General features: G+C 74.3%; 14 protein-coding genes. 6 read left to right on the top strand and 8 right to left on the bottom strand.

Annotated features, from left to right (window positions below; genetic code table 11):
- Positions 1-146: 146 nt before the first annotated feature.
- Positions 147-1,754, bottom strand: coding sequence for a hypothetical protein (locus tag ACIPPM_RS27320; RefSeq protein ID WP_401452552.1), 1,608 nt, complete (start codon positions 1,752-1,754; stop codon positions 147-149).
- A gap of 88 nt (positions 1,755-1,842) precedes the next feature.
- A complete protein-coding gene (locus tag ACIPPM_RS27315; protein WP_030810431.1) occupies positions 1,843-2,037 on the bottom strand; it encodes a hypothetical protein in 195 nt (64 codons plus the stop codon).
- 220 nt (positions 2,038-2,257) lie between these two features.
- On the opposite strand from ACIPPM_RS27315, the gene ACIPPM_RS27310 reads away from it, so the two are divergent.
- Positions 2,258-2,650: an ankyrin repeat domain-containing protein gene (locus tag ACIPPM_RS27310; RefSeq protein WP_393599788.1), complete on the top strand. Its 393-nt coding sequence runs from the start codon at positions 2,258-2,260 to the stop codon at positions 2,648-2,650.
- 304 nt (positions 2,651-2,954) lie between these two features.
- A complete protein-coding gene (locus ACIPPM_RS27305) occupies positions 2,955-4,373 on the top strand; it encodes a HEAT repeat domain-containing protein (protein ID WP_401452549.1) in 1,419 nt (472 codons plus the stop codon).
- A gap of 33 nt (positions 4,374-4,406) precedes the next feature.
- On the opposite strand, the gene ACIPPM_RS27300 is transcribed toward ACIPPM_RS27305, so the two are convergent.
- Genes ACIPPM_RS27300 through ACIPPM_RS27280 form a run of 5 tightly spaced genes read right to left on the bottom strand, consistent with a single transcriptional unit; the run spans position 4,407 to position 8,881 of the window.
- Positions 4,407-5,273: a biotin-dependent carboxyltransferase family protein gene (locus ACIPPM_RS27300; RefSeq protein WP_401452547.1), complete on the bottom strand. Its 867-nt coding sequence runs from the start codon at positions 5,271-5,273 to the stop codon at positions 4,407-4,409.
- A complete protein-coding gene (locus tag ACIPPM_RS27295; protein WP_401452545.1) occupies positions 5,270-5,887 on the bottom strand; it encodes an allophanate hydrolase subunit 1 in 618 nt (205 codons plus the stop codon). The genes ACIPPM_RS27300 and ACIPPM_RS27295 overlap by 4 nt, the downstream gene beginning before the upstream one ends.
- The gene (locus ACIPPM_RS27290) at positions 5,884-6,645 is read right to left on the bottom strand and encodes a LamB/YcsF family protein (protein ID WP_401453093.1); all 762 of its coding nucleotides are present in this window, start codon (positions 6,643-6,645) and stop codon (positions 5,884-5,886) included. The genes ACIPPM_RS27295 and ACIPPM_RS27290 overlap by 4 nt, the downstream gene beginning before the upstream one ends.
- Positions 6,646-6,680: 35 nt before the next feature.
- Positions 6,681-7,520 (bottom strand): putative hydro-lyase, encoded by an 840-nt coding sequence (locus ACIPPM_RS27285; protein ID WP_401453092.1) that lies wholly within the window; start codon positions 7,518-7,520, stop codon positions 6,681-6,683.
- A gap of 56 nt (positions 7,521-7,576) precedes the next feature.
- A complete protein-coding gene (locus ACIPPM_RS27280; protein WP_401452543.1) occupies positions 7,577-8,881 on the bottom strand; it encodes an MFS transporter in 1,305 nt (434 codons plus the stop codon).
- 171 nt (positions 8,882-9,052) lie between these two features.
- On the opposite strand from ACIPPM_RS27280, the gene ACIPPM_RS27275 reads away from it, so the two are divergent.
- The 4 genes from ACIPPM_RS27275 to ACIPPM_RS27260 all read left to right on the top strand — a co-directional run bounded on the left by ACIPPM_RS27275 (position 9,053) and on the right by ACIPPM_RS27260 (position 16,986).
- On the top strand, positions 9,053-9,745 hold the full coding sequence (locus tag ACIPPM_RS27275) for a GntR family transcriptional regulator (RefSeq protein ID WP_401452541.1): 693 nt from the start codon (positions 9,053-9,055) through the stop codon (positions 9,743-9,745).
- A 96-nt stretch (positions 9,746-9,841) separates the two neighbouring features.
- Positions 9,842-11,371 (top strand): hypothetical protein, encoded by a 1,530-nt coding sequence (locus tag ACIPPM_RS27270; RefSeq protein WP_401452539.1) that lies wholly within the window; start codon positions 9,842-9,844, stop codon positions 11,369-11,371.
- Positions 11,372-11,402: 31 nt separating this feature from the next.
- Entirely contained in the window at positions 11,403-12,275 is an 873-nt protein-coding gene (locus ACIPPM_RS27265; RefSeq protein WP_393599804.1) for a hypothetical protein, read from the top strand.
- 52 nt (positions 12,276-12,327) lie between these two features.
- A complete protein-coding gene (locus tag ACIPPM_RS27260; protein ID WP_401452537.1) occupies positions 12,328-16,986 on the top strand; it encodes a hypothetical protein in 4,659 nt (1,552 codons plus the stop codon).
- Positions 16,987-16,993: 7 nt separating this feature from the next.
- On the opposite strand, the gene ACIPPM_RS27255 is transcribed toward ACIPPM_RS27260, so the two are convergent.
- Positions 16,994-18,556: an APC family permease gene (locus ACIPPM_RS27255; protein WP_401452535.1), complete on the bottom strand. Its 1,563-nt coding sequence runs from the start codon at positions 18,554-18,556 to the stop codon at positions 16,994-16,996.
- Positions 18,557-18,598: the final 42 nt, after the last annotated feature.

The following is an 18,598-nucleotide window of genomic DNA, read 5'->3' as shown; positions in this document are numbered from 1 at the left end:
ACTATGCCGCCGCCGTTTCCCGGGGGCGGGGGTTCTTCATCCCCCCGTTGCCCGTTTTTTTTTTTTTTTTGGGGGGGGGGGGGGGGGGGGGGGCGGGCGGGGGCGCCGCGGGGGCCCCCCCCCCCCCCCCCCCCCCCCGTACGGGGTCAGGCGCGGTCCGCCGGGATCGCCTCGGCCGGTTCGGCGGGGGCGACCACCTCCGCCGAGCGGGCCGGTTCCCCGTCGGCGGGCGTGGTGCGGGCGGGCAGCAGGGACAGCACCGCCTGGCGCTCCGGTTCCGGGGTCGCCTCGTCGTAGGGGTCCGGGGTGGCCGGGACCTGGAGGCGGTGGACCGGGCCGGAGCCCAGGCGGGCGTAGCCGCGGCCGGGGGGGATCTGGTCCGGCGGGGTGGTGTGCGGGGGCGCGCCCAGGAACGCGGCGACCTGCTGGGGGGACGACGGGCCGAGGACCACCCGCGCGCGGGTGTGCTGGCCGATCGCCTCGCTCAGGTTGTCCGCGCTGTCGAACTGCTCGGCCACCACCACCGTCACCCCCGCCGCCCGCCCGTGCCGCAGCGGGACCTGCAGCAGGGCCTGCGGGTCGGTGCGGTGCTCCGCCTCCGCGAGGTGGGTGAAGACGGTCGGGCGGTCCAGGAGGACCCACAGGGGACGTGTGGTGTCCTCCGGCGGCGGACTGCCCGCCTGCCGGGCCTGGTTGACCGCGACGAGCCGCCGCTCGGTCTCCTGCGCGGCCCACTCCAGGCCGGTCACCGCCCCCGCTGGGGCGCATTCCACGGCCAGCACGCCCGCCCGGCCGATCAGGCAGGAGTACTCCCCGGTGCCCCCACCGTCGACGATCATGACGTCGCCGTGCCGCAGCGCCTGGAGGGCGATGGAGCGCACCAGCGTGGACGTGCCGCTGCCCGGCTGCCCCATGATCAGCAGATGCGGCTCCGGCGACCGGCTGCCGGTGCGCCAGACCACCGGAGGTACGTCGCGCTCCTCCTCGCCGTAGGAGAGCGGGAGGGTGCGCTGCACCTCGTCGGGGTCGGTGAAGCCGAGCACCGTCTCGCCCGGCGCGGTGACGAAGCGCTGGGCGGTGATGCCGGTGGGCAGGGCGGTGAGGACGCTCAGCGTGAGCCGGTTGCCCTCCTCCTCCCACCCGAAGCGGTACTCCCGGCCCCGGCCCGCCTTCGCCGTCAGCAGCCGCTCGACCCGCGCGCGGGACTCCGGGTCGCCGTCCGGGAAGTACGCCGGGTAGCGGATGACGACGCGCTCCAGCCGACCGCCGTCGTCGAACTCGTGCTCCGTGAACACCGCCCCCCATTCCCCGCCGTGGGCATACAGCGGGGCCGGGTCGTCGGCCATGGAGAAGCACGGCACCAGGGCCTCGTACAGCGACTGGAGCCGCTCCAGCTGGGCGTCGTCGGGACCCTCGGGGGCGGCCGGGGCGTGGTCGCGTCCGTACCAGGCCGCCGCGACCATCAGGGACACGGCGGCCAGCAGCGGGCCGTACGGCATCAGCGCCACGGCCATGATCACGGCGGCGGCCAGGAACAGCAGCGGGCCCCGCTTGTCCTTCGGGGTGGCCGTGAACCTGTCCCGGCCGACCAGGGCCAGCCGGCGCAGGCCGCGCGAGATGGTGATCAGGGGATGCAGGACGTCCGTGGCGCTGTCGGCCGCCGTCCGGGCCAGCTCCCGGCTCCGGGCGAGCTGGGTGCGGGCGAGCTGCGCGCGGTCCTTGCTCAGAATGCGGGGGAGTGGGCGCCGGGCCACTGCTGTCTCCTGTTGGTGCGTACGGGCGTGGGGAGACTCCCCCTCGGACGGGACCCGCCGGTCCGCGTGGCCTCGGGGGAGGGCGGGGTCAGAACTTGATGCCGCCGAGGAGGCTCGCCAGGCTCTCGCCGCCCGCCTTGATGCTGGGCGCGATGGCCGTGCTCGCCAGGTAGAAGCCGAACAGGGCGGAGACGACGGCGTGCGAACCCTTGAGCCCGTCCTTGCGGAAGAACAGGAAGACGATGATGCCGAGCAGGACCACGCCGGACATGGAGAGGATCATTTGGGACCTCCTGGTGTCGAAGGGGGGACAGTCACCATGAGTACTTCCAGGATCACAGAATGTATCCATACGATAAAAGGTGCAAGTGGGTGAAATTCGGTGTTTTTCCCACGAGTGGTGGAGCCGCCGGTCACCCGGCCGGGCAGAGCGCCCGCGCCGGTGCGCGAGCCAGTACGCTGGCGATTCACCCGAACGGAAGTCATGAGAGGCGGTCCGGCCGATGAGCGAAGCCCCCGACCCGGAGGTCGTGGAGCTGGCGACCAAGATCTTCGATCTCGCCCGGCAGGGGCGGACCGAGGAACTGGTGGCGTACGTCGACGCCGGTGTCCCGGTCGGCCTCACCAACGACCGCGGTGACTGCCTGGTCATGCTCGCCGCGTACCACGGGCACGCCGACGCGGTCCGCGCGCTGCTCCAGCGCGGCGCCGACGCCGACCGGATCAACGACCGGGGGCAGACCCCGCTCGCCGGAGCCGTCTTCAAGGGCGAGACCGCGGTCATCCAGGCCCTGCTCGACAGCGGTGCCGACCCGGCCGCGGGCACCCCCTCGGCGATCGACACCGCCCGCATGTTCGGCAAGATCGAACTACTGGAACTGTTCGGCGCGCGCTGACACTTGGACGACCGGCCCCGCGAGGGGCCGGAGATCAACGGGGGGAGGCGGAGGGGGACCGCCGTAAATACGGTCGCGGCGGCACAAACCGCGGGTCATCATGACGACGTGATTCACGGTCGTGGTGGCTGGGCAGGAGATGCCGCACCACGCGGGCCGTGAAGCGGCCCGCAAGGGGCCCCGACGAGAGGCAGAGAAATGGGTAGCAGCAAGCAAGAGACGGCGGGCGCTCCGACGTTGTGTCACGCGGCCAGGTGATGAGTGATCCCCGGTTGCGTCGACGCTTGATGTGAGGCTGTTTCCCATGTTCGATCCGGTCATAGCGCCCAGCGGCACCCTGCTCGGCCTGCTCCAGCGGGGCCGGGGCGACGGCACCCTGCACGCGCTCACCGCCCCCCGCGCGGAAGCGCTCCAGGCCCTCGACCACTGTGTGCTCCACGATCCCCGCCACGACTGGCAGGTGGAGAACCGCTCCCTGTACTACGCGCGCCTCTACCTCGACCTGAACGGCGAGCTGGACGCCATCGAGGCCCACCTCCTCGACCCCGAGGACGCCCTGCACACCGACGAGTCCCGCACCGGGCTCGCCCTCGCCGTCCTCGGCCACCTCGCCTCCTACGGCAGGCTCGACGCGCTCGCCCTGCTGCGCCGGTACGCCGCCCACGGCGCCAACTGGGCCTGGGCGCTGGACGAGCTGGCCCTGCGCGACGACGACGCGGGCCTGCGCGCCCTCGCCGTCCCGGTACTGGCCCGCTTCGGCACCGACCCGGCCGGGGAGGCCGAGCTCGCCGCCGCCGTCCGCGACGCCTTCGAACCGAGGCCCTGGCGCCTGTGGGCCGACGACCCGCGCGCCGCCGTCTCCACCCGGGTGCGGGCCGCCCGCGAGGCCGGCAGCTTCGACCGCTGGCAGCAGCAGATGCGGCCCTCCGGGCCCCGCCCCGGCTGGAGCGTGGACGCCGTCTTCGCCTGGGCCCAGCAGGGCATCGAGCGCGGCGCCGCCCTCCATGTCCCCGCCGCCCGCTGTCTGGTCGCCGTCGCGGCGCCCGAGGACCGGCCGGAGATCCTCGCCGCCGCCCGCGCGGGCACCGACGGAGCCCGCTGCACCGCCCTGCGCTATCTCGCCGACAGCGAGGCGCCCGAGACGCTCGACCTGGTCGAAGCCGCCGTCGCGGACGGCTCCCGGCTCGTCGTGGACGCCGCTCTCGACGCCTTCGAGCGGATGCGGACCCCGGCCGCCGTGGACCGCGCCCGACGCTGGGCCCAGCGGCCCGACGCGCTGGGCGCCGCCGCCGGACGCGTCCTCGCCTGCCGGGGCGGCGCCCAGGACAGCGAGCTCGTCCTCGGCGCCCTGCGCGAGGCCGTACGGGGCGAGGGCCCCGACGCGCCGACCCTGTGGACCCTGGTCGACGGCGCCGGACGCCTGGGCATCGCCTGCGCGGCGCCCGTACTGCGCCACATCTACCGGGAGACGGCCTCCTCCCATCTGCGCGGCCGCGCGGCCCGTGCCCTCGCGGCCACCGACCCCTCCTTCGCCGCCGGGTTCGCCGTCGAGTGCCTCTGGGACTGCGAGGAGACCACCCGCGAACTGGCCGCCCGGCACGCCGAGACCGGCGACGCCCGCGTCGTCGAACGCCTCCGCCGCCTGGCCGCCGACCCCGCCGAGGAGGACGAGGTCCAGACGGCGGTCCGCAGCCGCTTCGAACAGGACCCGCAGACCCTGTGAGGACGGGCCCGCCGGATCACCGGCGGGCCCCCTTCAGCGGCGTACGCGCACGAAGCGCAGCGGGGTGCCCGGCCTCGCCTGGGCCGCACCCGGCAGGTCCGCCGGGTGGACCACCGCCGGGACCGGGTAGCCGCCGGTCGTCGGATGGTCGGCCAGGAAGATCAGGGGCAGGCCGTCCGGCGGGACCTGGATCGCCCCCCACACCATTCCCTCGCTGGGGAGTTCACCCGAGCGGGCCCGTTCCAGCGTGTGCCCCTCCGTGCGCAGCCCGATGCGGTTGCTGGCCGGGGAGACGCGGTACGTGCCGCCCGTCAGGGTGTCTAGTGCCTGCGCGGTGAACCAGTCCTCGCGGGGGCCCGGCGTCACCCGGAGCACCAGCTCGGCCGGGGGCGCGGGCTGCGGGGCGGTGTCCAGGCGGGCCGGAGAGCCCGCCGGCGGGCCCAGCGGCAGCACCACGTCGTCCACGAGGGGCGGCGGACCCAGGCCCGAGAGCAGGTCCGTGGCGCGGCTGCCGAGCACCGGCTCCACCGCGACCCCGCCCGACACCGCGACGTAGGTCCGCACCCCCGCCACCGCCGCCCCCACCTCCAGCACCTCGCCCGCCGCCACCCGGACCGGCGCGCCCCACGGGGCCGGGCGGCCGCCCACCCTCACCGGGCAGGGCGCGCCGCCCACCGCGACGGTCACCGCCGAACGAGCCCGTACGGCACAGCCGTCGAGCATCGTCTCCAGCACGGCCGCGTCCGGGGAGTTGCCGACCAGCCGGTTGACGAGCGCCGCGGCGGGCGGGTCGAGGGCGCCGGAGCGGGGCACGCCCAGGTGGGCGTGGCCGGGCCGCCCCCGGTCCTGCACGGTCGTCAGCGCCCCCGCCCGCACCACCACCAGCGCACGGTCCGTCATGCGACCTCCACCGGTACGAACCGCACCCGCGTGCCCGGCGCCAGCAGGGCGGCCGGTTCCCGCGCGGTGTCCCACAGCACGACGTCCGTACGGCCGATCAACCGCCAGCCGCCCGGCGACGCACGCGGATACACCCCGGTGTACGGCCCGGCCAGCGCGACCGACCCCGGCGGGACCGCCGTACGCGGAGTGGACCGGCGGGGTATGTGCCGGTGCTCGGGGAGGCCGGTGAGGTAGCCGAAACCGGGGGCGAAGCCGCAGAAGGCCACCGTGAAGTCGGTGCCCGCGTGGATCTCGGCCACCTCGCGCGGCGTCACCCCCCAGTGCGCGGCGACCTCCGCGAGGTCCGGTCCGTCGTAGCGCACCGGGAGTTCGACCGGGGCGGACGTGGCCTCAGGCGCGGGCGGCACTTCGGCGGCGGCCAGTTCGGCGGCCCGGCGTACCGGGTCGTCCACGCCGTCGAGCAGGACCGTGCGGGCCGCCGGGACGATCTCGCGGGCGGACAGCGAGCCCTCCGCGCGCCGCCGTAGCAACTCCGCGTGCAGGGCGCGCGCCTGCTCGGCGGAGGCGACCTCCAGCAGCAGCGCGTCCCGGCCCACCGGCAGCGCCCTCACGCGAACGCCTCGACCGGCACGCCCGCCGAGGCCAGCCGGGTCCGCACCCGCCGGGCCAGCTCGACCGCGCCGGGGGTGTCGCCGTGCAGGCACAGGGAACGGGCCCGTACCCGGACGCGGGCTCCCGAGAGCGCGGTCACCTCGCCGGAGCGGGCGAGGTCCAGTGAGCGCGCCACCACCGTCTCCGGGTCGCTGACCACCGCGCCCTCCCGGTCGCGCGGCACGAGCGTGCCCTCGTCGGTGTAGGCGCGGTCCGCGAACGCCTCCGGCACCGCGCGGAGGCCGGCCTTCGCGGCCACCTCCAGCAGCCGCGAGCCGGGCAGCCCCAGCACCGGCAGCCGGGCGTCCGCGAGGAGCACCCCCTCGACCACCGCTCGCGCCTGCTCCTCGTCGCGCACCACCCGGTTGTAGAGCGCGCCGTGCGGCTTGACGTACGCCACGCAGGCGCCCGCCGCCCGCGCGAACACCTCCAACGCGCCTATCTGATAGGCGACTTCGGCCGCGAGCTCGGCGGACGGCACCTCCATCGCGCGCCGCCCGAAACCGGCGAGGTCCCGGTAGGACACCTGGGCGCCGATCACCACCCCGCGCGCCGCCGCCAGGTCGCACACCCGGCGCATGGTGGCCGCGTCCCCGGCGTGGAAGCCGCAGGCCACATTGGCGCTGGTGACGACGGACAGCAACCCCTCGTCGTCGGTCAGCCGCCAGCGGCCGAAGCCCTCGCCCAGGTCGGCGTTGAGATCGACCGGTTCGGTCATGGTCATCGGGTACGGACCTCCTCGGGTGACGCGGATCAGCTGACACCGACCACGCGGTACTGCTCGTCGCGCGCGTCGGTCAGGAACATCTGCCCCGGCGCGTGGGTGAGGGCGAACGGCGGCCGGGACGCCGTCACCGCCGCCTGCGGAGTCACCCCGCACGCCCAGAACACCGGGATGTCGTCCGGCGCCATCTCCACCGGATCGCCGAAGTCGGGCCGGGCCAGGTCGGCTATGCCGAGGGCGGCCGGGTCGCCGCAGTGCACCGGCCCGCCGTGCACGGCGGGCAGCAGCCCGCTCTCCCGGATCGCCGCCCGCAGATGCTCCGGCGGCACCGGCCGCATCGACACCACCATCGGCCCGCGCAGCCGCCCCGCCGGACGGCACTCCCGGTCGGTCACGTACATCGGCACGTTGCGGCCCTGCTCGACATGGCGGATCGGCACACCCGCCCCGGCGAGCGCCCACTCGAAGGTGAAGCTGCACCCCAGCAGGAACGAAACCAGGTCGTCCCGCCAGTGCTCCCGCGCGTCGGTCGGCTCGGCCACCAGCTCGCCGTCCCGCCACACCCGGTAGCGCGGCAGATCGGTACGCAGGTCCGCGCCGGGCGCCAGGACGGTCGTGACCGCGCCCGCGTCCGTCACGTCCAGGACCGGGCACGGGCGGGGGTTGCGCCGGCAGAACAGCAGCATGTCGTAGGCCCAGTCGGCGGGCACCGCGATCAGGTTGGCCTGGGTGTGGCCCGCGGCGACACCCGCCGTGGGGCCCGCCAGGCCCGCCCGGAAGCGGGCCCGCGCCGTCGCCGGGCTCCAGTCCCGCGCGCCCGGCTCGGCCAGGAGTACCGGACGGTCGCCGGTGTCGGGCGGGGCTACCAGACGGTCGCCGGTGTCGGCCAGGCCCACCGGACCGTCGCCGGTCAGGTCCGGGCCGGTCACGCCAGCTCCCGTCCGCGCGTCTCCGGCAGCCCGAACAGCGCCAGCGCGGCCAGCCCGTAGCCCGCCGCGCCGAACGCCAGCGCGCCGCCGAGGCCCCAGCCGTCGGCCAGGAAGCCGACCAGCGTCGGGAAGACCGCGCCCACCGCGCGCCCGGTGTTGTACGTGAAGCCCTGCCCCGTACCGCGCACCGGTGCCGGGTACAGCTCGCTCAGGTAGGAGCCGAAGCCGCTGAAGATGGCCGACATGCAGAAGCCGAGCGGGAAACCCAGCACCAGCAGCAGGGTGCCCGCGCCGGACGGGATGTTCGCGTACGCCAGCACACAGACCGCCGACAGCAGCGCGAACAGCCAGATGGTGCGGCGTCGGCCCAGCCGGTCGGTGAGGTGGCCGCCCGTCAGATAGCCGAGGAAGGCCCCGGAGATCAGCAGCGCCAGATAGCCGCCGGTGCCGACGACCGACAGCCCGCGCTCGGTCTTCAGATACGTCGGCACCCAGGTCGCCAGCGTGTAGTAGCCGCCCTGCACCCCGGTCGACAGCAGACTGGCGAAGAGGGTGACGCGCAGCAGGCCCGGCTCCTCGGCGGTGCCCGGCCGGAAGATCGCCCAGAACGAACCGCGCTCCGGGCTGCGTTCACGGGCCGCCGCGGCCTCGGGCGCGTCCTTCACCTTGCGCCGCAGCCACACCACGAGCAGCGCGGGCAGCGCACCGGTCCAGAACAGCACCCGCCAGGCGAGGTCCTCGCCGACGAAGGAGAACACCAGCGTGTAGACGATCACGGCCAGACCCCAGCCGACCGCCCAGGAACTCTGCACCACACCGAGGGTGCGCCCCCGGTGCCGCGCGCTCGCGTACTCGGCCACCAGGATCGCGCCGACCGCCCACTCGCCGCCGAAACCGAGCCCCTGAAGGGCGCGGAAGAGCAGCAGCGTCTCGTAGGTGGGGGCGAAGCCGCAGGCCACGGTGAACACCGCGTACGTGACGACGGTGATCATCAGTGCCCGGACCCGGCCGATCCGGTCCGCGACCATGCCCGCGAGCGCGCCGCCCACGGCGGACACCACCAGCGTGACCGTGGTGAACAGCCCGGTCTGGCCGCTGTCCAGATCGAAGTAGGCGGCCAGCGCCACCATGGTCAGCGGCAGGGTGAAGTAGTCGTAGGAGTCGAGGGCGTAGCCGCCGAAGGCTCCGGCGAAGGCGCGGCGGCCGCGCGGGCCGAGGGCGCGGAACCAGCCCGACGGGCCTTCTTCGTCGGCGGCTCGATCCGGGACGGCGGTCAGCTTGGGCGGGGGAGTCGTGCTCATGGGCGGCACCTCGCAGAAGCGTTGAGGGGGGTGCGGGTCGGTGAGCAGTGCGGGGTCGTGCGGGGAACGGGCCTCGTGGGGGAGGGCCGTGTCGAGCACCGTAGAGGATTGTTCAACGATCCTTCAATGGGTGCGTTGTCCCGGCCCGTGCCGTGCGGTTGAATTCCGGGCATGGCAGAGCAGTTGAGTCAACTCGCCGACGATCGCGCCCTCCTGGGCCGAACCAGCACCGCCGAACGCGTCTCCGACATCCTCCGGAGCCGCATCGCGGAGGGCTATTTCCCGCCAGGCACCCGGCTGTCGGAGGACAGCATCGGGGGCGCCCTAGGGGTGTCCCGCAACACCCTGCGCGAGGCGTTCCGGCTGCTCACCCATGAACGGCTGCTCGTCCACGAACTCAACCGGGGCGTCTTCGTCCGGGTGCTGAGCGTCGCGGACGTGGAGGACATCTACCGCACCCGCGCGCTGGTCGAGTGCGCCGTCGTACGCGGTCTCGGCGCACCCCCGTACGCCTTGGACGGGCTCGTCGGCGCGGTCGCCGAGGGGGAGTCCGCCGCGCGGGAAAGTGACTGGAAATCGCTGGGGACGGCCAACTTCCACTTCCACCGGGAACTGGTCGCGCTGGCCCGCAGCGCACGCACCGACGAGCTGATGCGCAGCGTGTTCGCCGAACTCCGGCTCGCCTTCCACCACGTGGACCACCCGCGCCGCCTCCACGAGCCCTACCTCGCCCGCAACCGTCAGATCCTCGACGCCCTGCGCGCCGGGGACCGGGGCGCGGCGGAAGAGCTGCTGGCGACCTACCTCGCCGACTCCCTCGAACGCGTGCTGGAGGTCTACCGGCGCCGGGTCGACGAGGAGTGAGACACCCCGCGGCGAAGGGCCTCACGCGCCGCCGTGACGGCCGTCGCTTCCACACCGTTTGGGTGGTTGTCGGACCGAGGACCTAATCTGTGCACCGTGACTTCGCCTGCACCGACGGACCGCGTTCCGCCCCAGCTCAGCGCGGCGCCGCGCCCCGCGCCGGGCCCGGCCGCCGACGAGGGGCTGGCGCGGCGGCTGCGCGCGCTCGCCTGCACGGCCCCGCTGCACGACCTGGACGCCCGCAAGGCCAACCTGGCCGGTGAGTACTCGACGTACGGCATGGCCGAGGTGGCGCTCGCCGCCATCGACCTCGTCACGCTCAACATGGACTTCGACACCGGCGCCGACCACGAGCAGATCGTCGCCCGGCTCGTCCCCCGCATCGCGGCCCAGGCCCCCCACCGCACCGCCGCCGAGCACGAGCGCGTGGCCCGCTGGGTGCTGGAGAACCTGATCAACGTCGGCAGCGCCGACCGCGGCTTCCGCGCGGTGTACGGCACCTTCGCCTCCGACGGCACCTATGTCCGCCGCGACTACGACTTCAAGCTCATCGAGGAAGTCCCCGGCCCCGGCGGCACGGTCTACCTGCGCACCACCGACGAAGCCGTCAACGTCCTCGTCGGCGCCCTCGACACCGACGTCACCAGCGCCCAGATCGCCGCCGAGGTCAAGCTGGAGGTGCTGATCAACCGGGGCAGGCTGGCCGACGCCCAGCTCGCCGCCGAGCAGGCCCGCTACCGCACCGTGCAGTACTCCGAGACCCTGCGCCGCGCCCTGGACGCCACCCGGCGCAACGTCCGCGCGGTCGACTGGCTCAACTCCGTGCCCGACATGATCGCCGAGGCGCTGGACCACGTGGCCGACCGCTACCGCCACGAGAACGCCATCCTCACCAACATCCGCAAGGCCCGCGACGAGACGGAGGAGCCCGAGCACAAGCGGCGCGCCGCCGAACTCGTCGACATCGTCAAGGACTGCATCCGGCGCCACACCCAGCTCCAGTCCCGGCTGCTGGAGGCGGGCCCGCTGTTCCGCGCCGAGCAGGACCGGCAGGCGTTCGCCACCCCCACGGGGACCTCCGGGCTCGACCTGTACGGACATCTGGTCGCGCCCACGCTGCCGTTGCCGCTCCAGCAGGCGATCCGGGTCACCGACGCGTTCTTCGCCAGCGGGGTGGGACTGCGTACGCCGGTGGCGGTGCGGGTGGGGGACCTGGTCGACATCCTGCTCACCCCGCCGGTCGAGCGGGAGCATCTCGGGGCGGAGATGCCCGAGCCGGAGCTCATCGCGACGCCGGACGACAGCCGGTTCTCGGAGCAGCAGGTCGCTGCCGCGAAGGCTCTGCTGGATCTCCCGGCCGACGCTCCCCGGAGGTTGTCGGGGCTGCTGGCCGAGGCTCGGGCCGCCGAGGGGTTCGAGCTGGCGTATCTCGTGGCGTTGATGGCCATTCACGCGGCCAGTCCTGCTGTCGGTACCGCTTATCGGCAGGGGGAGGCGAAGCTGTTGTTCGCCGTGGATGACGGTACGGAGTTGGACGATCCTGACTTCGGTGGGGCGGATCTGATCGTGGGGACCGCCTTGTTGGACGCGGTGGGGATGGCCAGCGATCGGGCGGTCGCGGGATGACATCAAGTTTCGAGTTCAAGGAGTTTGCGTCGTGACCGAGCACGTCGAGTGGAGTGACGTCGAAGCCCCGGCGGCGCCGTCGGCCGTCACCCCCGCCGACGCCGCCGACGCGGCCCGGCTCGTGGCGTTCGGGTTGCAGCCGAAGCTGCAGCCCGCGCGGGACCAGGAGTACACCGAGCTGCTGCGGCGGTACCGGGAGGACGGGGCGTTCGCGCGGCTCGCCGACGCGGTGGCGACCGGGCTCGGGCTCGTCGTGCTGGAGGTGTCGCCGCGCGCCGGGATGGCCGTGACGGCCGCCGAGGACTCGGTGTTCGCGGTGCGGATGGGGGACTACGCCCGCCGTACCACCGCCGACTCCGCCGACCGCTTCCTGCACGGCCTCGCCCATCTGTCCGTCGCCGCGCTGGCGTTCCCGCGCCCCGAGGACCTGGCCGACGACTCCTACATCGGGCGCGTCACGGTCAACGGCGTGGACGCCTTCGTACGGCAGGCGTGCCGCAGGCTGGAGGAGCGGGCCGAGGAGTCCGGGGAGAACACCGACCCGGTGACCGACGCCCCCGGCCTCGAGTCCGCCTGGCGGATCTGGGCCCGGCGCAGCGCCACCGGCGCCACCAAGGACGCCCGCCGCCCGGCCGCCTCCACCACCGGCATCGTCGCCAAGGCGCTCGGCTTCCTCACCGAGTCCGGATTCCTCCAGCGCACCGGCGACGACCACGGCGGCACCTACCGCACCACCGCCCGCTACCAGCTCCAGGTGCGCGACATGGCGGGCGGCGCCGCACTCGCCGAACTGCTGGAACTGGGCGTCGTCACCGAGACCGGCGGCACCGCAAGCCTGCTGCCCGCCGAGGACACCGACGACCTGGACCTGGTGGCCGACGCCGGACTGCCCTTCCACTCCTGACCCGCTCCCCGAACCCCCGCACCTTTTCGAAGACTTACGACGAGAGTCCGCCATGTACGAGCTGTCCCGCGTCCGCCTCTACTCCATCGGGCCCGCCGGCGCGCGCTACGCCGACACCGTGCTCGACATGCGCGGCGTGGGCGCCCCCGTGCCCGACCCGGCGCCCACCCAGGCGGAGTTCTTCGAGGAGGAGCCGGTCGGCCCGCCCCGCCGACCCGCGCCCGCCGGTGTGCTGTTCCTGGAGAACGGCGGCGGCAAGTCCGTCCTGCTCAAGCTGATCTTCTCGGTGATGCTCCCCGGCCACCGCAACACGCTCGGCGGCGCCAGCTCCGGCGTGCTGCGCAAGTTCCTGCTCGCCGACGACTGCGGACACGTCGCGCTGGAGTGGCAGCACGTACAGACCGGCGAGTGCGTGGTCGTCGGCAAGGTCAGCGAGTGGCGCGGCCGCCAGGTCTCCAACGACCCGCGCAAGTTCGCCGAAGCCTGGTACTCCTTCCGGCCCGGCCCCGGTCTGAGCCTGGACAACCTCCCGGTCGCGGAGTCCACCGCCGTACGGCCGCTGGTGGAGGGCGCCTCCGGGGCGCAGGGCCGCCGCCGCACCATGAAGGGCTTCCGCGACGCCCTCACCGAGGCGGGCAAGAACTACCCGCACCTGGAGGCGCACTGGGAGGAGACCCACGAGCGCTGGACCGAGCACCTCGGCGACCTGGGCCTGGACCCTGAACTCTTCCGCTACCAGCGGGAGATGAACGCAGACGAGGGCGAGGCCGCCGGTCTCTTCGCGGTCAAGAAGGACTCCGACTTCACCGACCTGCTGCTGCGCGCCGTCACCGACACCCGCGACACCGACGGACTCGCCGACCTGGTCAGCGGGTTCGGCAACAAGCTGGGCCGCCGCGCCGAACTCATCGCGGAACGGGACTTCACGGCGGGCTCGGTCGACCTGCTCGGCCGGATCGTCGACGCGGCCGACGCCCGCACCCGCGCCCGGGACGTGCACACCGGTGCCGAGCGCCGCACCCGCACCCTGGCCCGGCGGCTGTCCGCGCGGGGCGTGCGCGAGCGGGTCCGCGCCTCCGACCTCGCCCAGCGGGTCACCGCCGCCGCCCACGCCGTCACCCACTCCGAGGGCGCCCGCGAGCGCAGCGCGCTGGTCGCGGCCGAACTCGCCTATCGACACGCCTCGTTGGCGCTCGCCGCCGCCGAGAAGGCCGCCGCCGCGCAGAAGCGCGAGCTGGCCGACGCCCGCACCCTGTACTCCGCCTGGCAGGCCGCCGAGGCCGTACTGCGGCACCGCGCAGCCGCCGACCGGGTCGCCAGGGTCTCCGCCGCCATCCAGGAGGCCGAGCGGGACGCCGCTCCCGCGCTCGCCGCCCGCGCGAAGGCCGCCGTCGACCTCGTACGCGCCCTGCACGCCGCTGCCGGGAACGCCGAGGCGCTCGCCAACGAGGAGGAGGAGCGCTCCGCCGCTCTCCAGGAGGTCAGCGACGCCGCGTACCGCGACTCCACCTCGGCCGCCACCGACGCCCAGCGGGCCCGGAGCGAGATCGGGCACCTGCGCCAGCGCCTCACCGAGGTCGAGCAGGAGACGGCCGAGGCCGTCCGCGCGGGCTGGCTGGACGACAGCGCCCCCGACGCCGACCCCGCGCGGGCCGCGCTCGCCGCCAGCGACGCCGAGAAGACCGCCGTCGCCGCCTGGGACACCGCCCGCGAGGCGGCCCGCGCGGCCGTCGAGCACGCCCGCGAGACGGCCGCCGCCGAGTCCCGCGCCGAACTCACCGCCGCCCGCGCGGCCGACGCCGCCACCGCCGCCGAACGCGCCCACGAGGCCGAACGCCGTCTCGCGGAGGCGCTGGCCGCCGAGGAGCGGCTCGCGGAGCTGCTCAGCCTGCCCGCCGCCGGTTCCGCCCGCTCGGCCATCCCGGCCCCGCGCGACGGCTCCGACCCCGGTGAGCCCGCACGCGACAGCGCCACCGAGGGCCCCCTCACCGCCGAGGAACTCGACCGCTTCGCCGACGAGTTGCGTGCCCTGCTCGACGACGCCGTGTCCGCCGCCGAGCGCACCCTGTTCGACCTGCGCACCGCCGCCGCCGACGACACCCGCATCCTCTCCGCGCTCGGCGACGGCGGCCTGCTGCCGCCCGGCCCCGACGTGCTGGCCACCGTGGAGTACCTGGGCGAGCACGGCATCCCCGCGCTGCCCGGCTGGCGCTACCTCGCCCAGGCCGTCGACCCCGCCGACCACGCGCGCGTGCTCGCCACCCGCCCCGAACTGGTCGACGGTGTGATCATCACCGACCCGGACACCCACGCCCGCGCCCGCGAGGCCCTGGGTGAGGCGGCCCTGCTGCCCCGCTCCGCCGTCGCCGTCGGCACCGCCGCCGCCCTGCTCGCCCCGGCCCCCGCCGCCGAGGCACAGCCCACCGACGTCTTCCTCGTGCCGCCGAACCCGGCCATGCACGACGAACACGCCGCCGACGAGGAACGCCAGGCCCTGCGCGCGCGGGCCACCGAACGCGACGACGAGATCCGGACGCTCGCCGCCCGCCTCGGCAAGGACCGCGAACTCGCCGCCCGCCTCGCCTCCTGGCGCACCGGCTGCCCCGCCGGACGGATCGTCGAACTCGCCGCCGGAGCCGAGGAGGCCCGCGCCTTCGCGGAGGAGACCGAGGCCGAACTCACCGAGATCCGCACCGCCCGCGCGGAGGCCGAGGAGACCGCCGCCGAGGCCACCGGAGTGCGCGACGAGCGCCAGGAGGCCGCCCAGCGCGCCAGCCGGGTCGCCGACGCCCTCGTCGGACTCGCGCACCGGCTGCGCGAACGCGCCACCTGGCAGGTCAAGCTGCGCGAACTCGCCGACGACGCCGCCGAGTCCGAGGCCCGTACCCAGTCCTGCCTGGAACGCGCCCGCGCCGCCGACGAGGACCGGCGCGCCACCCAGCGCGCCGCCGACGACGCCCGCCGCACCGCCCGCGCGCTGCGCGCCGAGCGCGCCGAGATCGCGGGCGCCCCGGACGACGTGCCGGAATCGGAGGACGGCGCACCGAAGTCGTCCCTGCCCGCGCTCCGCGAGGCGTACCGGGCCGCGTCACAGGTGTACGAGAAGGTCGGCGTCGGCGCCGACCTGCGCGCCGAACAGGCCCGCGCGGAGAGCGACGAGAGCGCCGCCCGCACCGACCTGGACCGGCTCAGCAACAAGGTTCGCGTCCGCGCCGAACAGCTCCTCGAATCGCCCGACGGCTCCGACGGCCCCTCCCGCCAGTCGGCCGCCGCCCGCGCCGAGGAACTCGTGCAGCTGCTGGAGACCCGCATGTCGACCGCGAGCGAACAGCTCGGCCGACTGCGCGGCGAGGCCGAGCGGCACGCCCCCGAGGACGGCGACGCCCACACCGAACTGCCCGCGGAGCTCCAGCCGCGCGACGCCGAGCACGCCCAGACCCTGCTGCGCACCGCCACCGCCGAACTCGCCACCCGCACGGAGGCGTTGACCGAGGCCCGCGACGCCCACACCGAACTCCAGCAGGCCCACCGCACCGCCGAGGACGGCGCCGGAGGCTTCGACGAGATCGCGGCGATGCTCCGCGACCAGCTGCGCGAACCGGCCGCCCAGGACGAGGGGGAGGAGCGGGAGGACGGCGAGCCGTACTCCGGCAACCTGGAGGAGGCCCGGCAGTCGGCCGCCGAGGCCCGCCGCTCGCTGCGCGGCTGCGCCGCCGACCTCTCCACCGCCGACACCGCCGTCCGCGAGGCGAGCGACATCCTGGTCCGGCACGCCAACTCCACCCGCTACGAGCAGGTCCGCACCCCGGCCCGCCAGCAGATCCGCGAACTGCCCGCCGCCGCGCTCCCGGAGCACGCCCAGAAGTGGGCCGACGCCTTCGCGCCCCGGCTGCGCGTCCTCACCGACGAGCTGGCCCAGCTGGAGCGCAACCGCGACTCGATCGTGGACCGGCTCCGCGGCCTGGTCGAGTCCTCCCTCGCCACCCTCCGCTCCGCCCAGCGGCTCTCCCGGCTCCCCGAGGGGCTCGGCGAGTGGTCCGGACAGGAGTTCCTCCGCATCCGCTTCGAGGAGCCCGACCAGGCCACCCTCACCGAGCGGCTCGGCGAGGTCATCGACGAGGCCACCCGCGCCGCCGTCAAGAAGAACTCCGACCTGCGCCGGGACGGCATGTCCCTGCTGCTGCGCGGCGTCGCGGCCGCGCTCCAGCCCAAGGGCATCGCGGTGGAGATCCTCAAGCCGGACGCGGTGCTGCGCGCCGAGCGGGTGCCCGTCGGCCAGATGGGCGACGTGTTCTCCGGCGGCCAGCTGCTCACCGCCGCCATCGCGCTGTACTGCACGATGGCCGCCCTGCGCTCCAACGACCGGGGCCGCGACAAGCACCGGCACGCGGGCACGCTGTTCCTGGACAACCCGATCGGCCGCGCCAACGCGACCTATCTGCTGGAGCTCCAGCGCGCCGTGTCCGACGCGCTCGGCGTCCAACTGCTGTACACCACCGGCCTGTTCGACACCACCGCGCTGGCCGAGTTCCCGCTCGTCATCCGGCTGCGCAACGACGCCGACCTCCGGGCCGGGCTGAAGTACATCAGCGTGGAGGAGCACCTCCGGCCCGGCCTGCCACAGCAGCGGCAGGCCGGGGACACGGTGCGCAGCGAGATCACCGCGACCCGGATGTACAAGCGGCCGTCGGCGGGCGTGTCCTCGGTCTGACGTGTCCTCAGTCCGACGTGGGCGTCGGCTCGGAGGTCTCCGCCGGGACCTCCAGCCGGTGCTCCGCCAGCACCCCCGTCCGGTGCCGCTGGACGAACCAGTAGTACGCGAAGCCGCCGCCCGCGATCACCGCGACGAACAGCACCGCGCCCCACCGCAGATACCAGTGGTAGGGCGCGCTCGCGTTGTACACCGCCGGGCGCGGCCAGATCAGGTTGACCGTCATCCCCGCGCCCCACACCACCGCGACCACGTTGACGACGAGCCCCCAGCGGCCCAGCGAGAACCGCCCCTCACCGGCCGGGGTCCACCGGCCCCGCAGCCGCGCCACCAGCATCGGCGCGGTCACCCCGAGGTAGGCCAGGTAGATCATGATGATGCCGATGCTGGTGACCACGGTGAAGATCTGCGGCTGCCGGATGTTGACCACCAGGATCGCCAGCGCCAGCACCCCGATCACCACCGCAGGCACCACCGGGGTCCGGAACCGCGGACTCACCCGGGCCAGCACCGAGGAGGCGGGCAGGTTGTTGTCCCGCGCCATGGCGAACGCCAGCCGGATCGCCGCCGTGTGCACGGCCAGCGCGCACACCGTGACCGCGATCAGCACGCACCACAGCATCCCCTTGCCCGCCGTCGGACCGAGCACGTCCAGCACCACGTACTGGAGCCCGTCCGTGGACAGCTTGTCGCCCTTCAGGCTGGAGACGCTCATCAGCGCCAGCAGCAGCACCAGACCGCCCAGCACGAAGGAGGCGATGATGGCCCGCAGGATGGCGCGGGGCGCGTTCCGGGACGGGTTCAGCGACTCCTCGCCGAGCGAGGCGGCCGTGTCGAAGCCGTACATCACGTATGCCGACGCCAGCGACGCCACCAGGAACGCGCCGAGGTAACCGGCGCCGTGGCCGGTGCCGGTGCCGTTGGTCTCCAGCACGACCTGCGGGCCACGGGTGACATGGACGGCCAGCATGACGATCAGCACCACACTGGCGACCAGCTCGATGAACACCCCCGCGGTGTTGATCCGGGCCATCAGCTTCACCCCGAAGGCGTTGACCAGCGTGGTGAACAGGATCAACACCGTCGCCAGCACCACCGCGTTGGTCGCCACGTCGTAGGTGCCGGTGCCGTCGCCGACGAACTGGAAGGCGGACGAGATCTGCGGCAGCGTGAGCTGGTAGGCGAGCGCCACCGCCGCGATCGACACGATGGACGCGACCAGCATCATCCACCCGGCCAGCCAGCCGAGGTGCGGATTGCCTATCCGCTTCGACCAGTTGTAGACCGAGCCCGCCACCGGATGCCGGGCCGCCAGCTCCGCGAAGCACAGGGCCACCGCGAACTGGCCGACGAACACCATCGGCCACGACCACCAGTAGGCGGGGCCGCCGCTGCCGTAGCCGAAGTAGAACAGCTGGAAGGTGCCGGTCAGGATCGAGATGTAGCTGATCCCGGCCGCGAAGGTGTGGAAGTTGCCCAGTGTGCGCTTGAGTTCGGGCCGGTACCCGAACTCCGCGAGTTCGCTGTCGTCGTGCCCGTGCGTACCTGACGGTGGTGCTGCCTTGGTCATCGGTGTGACTCCTGGGGGCAGAGGGAAACGGGAGCGGCCGTG

The sequence above is a fragment of the Streptomyces sp. NPDC090119 genome (assembly GCF_044747085.1).
Taxonomy (GTDB): domain Bacteria; phylum Actinomycetota; class Actinomycetes; order Streptomycetales; family Streptomycetaceae; genus Streptomyces.
Note: the sequence above shows the minus strand (reverse complement) of the source record. Positions and strands in the feature narration are given on the sequence as shown.

Coding starts and splice junctions, on each gene's coding strand:
- ACIPPM_RS27315 (WP_030810431.1), bottom strand. CDS start 2,037: ATGATCCTCTCCATGTCCGGCGTGGTCCTGCTCGGCATCATCGTCTTC.
- ACIPPM_RS27275 (WP_401452541.1), top strand. CDS start 9,053: ATGGCAGAGCAGTTGAGTCAACTCGCCGACGATCGCGCCCTCCTGGGC.
- ACIPPM_RS27305 (WP_401452549.1), top strand. CDS start 2,955: ATGTTCGATCCGGTCATAGCGCCCAGCGGCACCCTGCTCGGCCTGCTC.
- ACIPPM_RS27280 (WP_401452543.1), bottom strand. CDS start 8,881: ATGAGCACGACTCCCCCGCCCAAGCTGACCGCCGTCCCGGATCGAGCC.
- ACIPPM_RS27300 (WP_401452547.1), bottom strand. CDS start 5,273: ATGACGGACCGTGCGCTGGTGGTGGTGCGGGCGGGGGCGCTGACGACC.
- ACIPPM_RS27310 (WP_393599788.1), top strand. CDS start 2,258: ATGAGCGAAGCCCCCGACCCGGAGGTCGTGGAGCTGGCGACCAAGATC.
- ACIPPM_RS27260 (WP_401452537.1), top strand. CDS start 12,328: ATGTACGAGCTGTCCCGCGTCCGCCTCTACTCCATCGGGCCCGCCGGC.
- ACIPPM_RS27255 (WP_401452535.1), bottom strand. CDS start 18,556: ATGACCAAGGCAGCACCACCGTCAGGTACGCACGGGCACGACGACAGC.
- ACIPPM_RS27290 (WP_401453093.1), bottom strand. CDS start 6,645: ATGACCGAACCGGTCGATCTCAACGCCGACCTGGGCGAGGGCTTCGGC.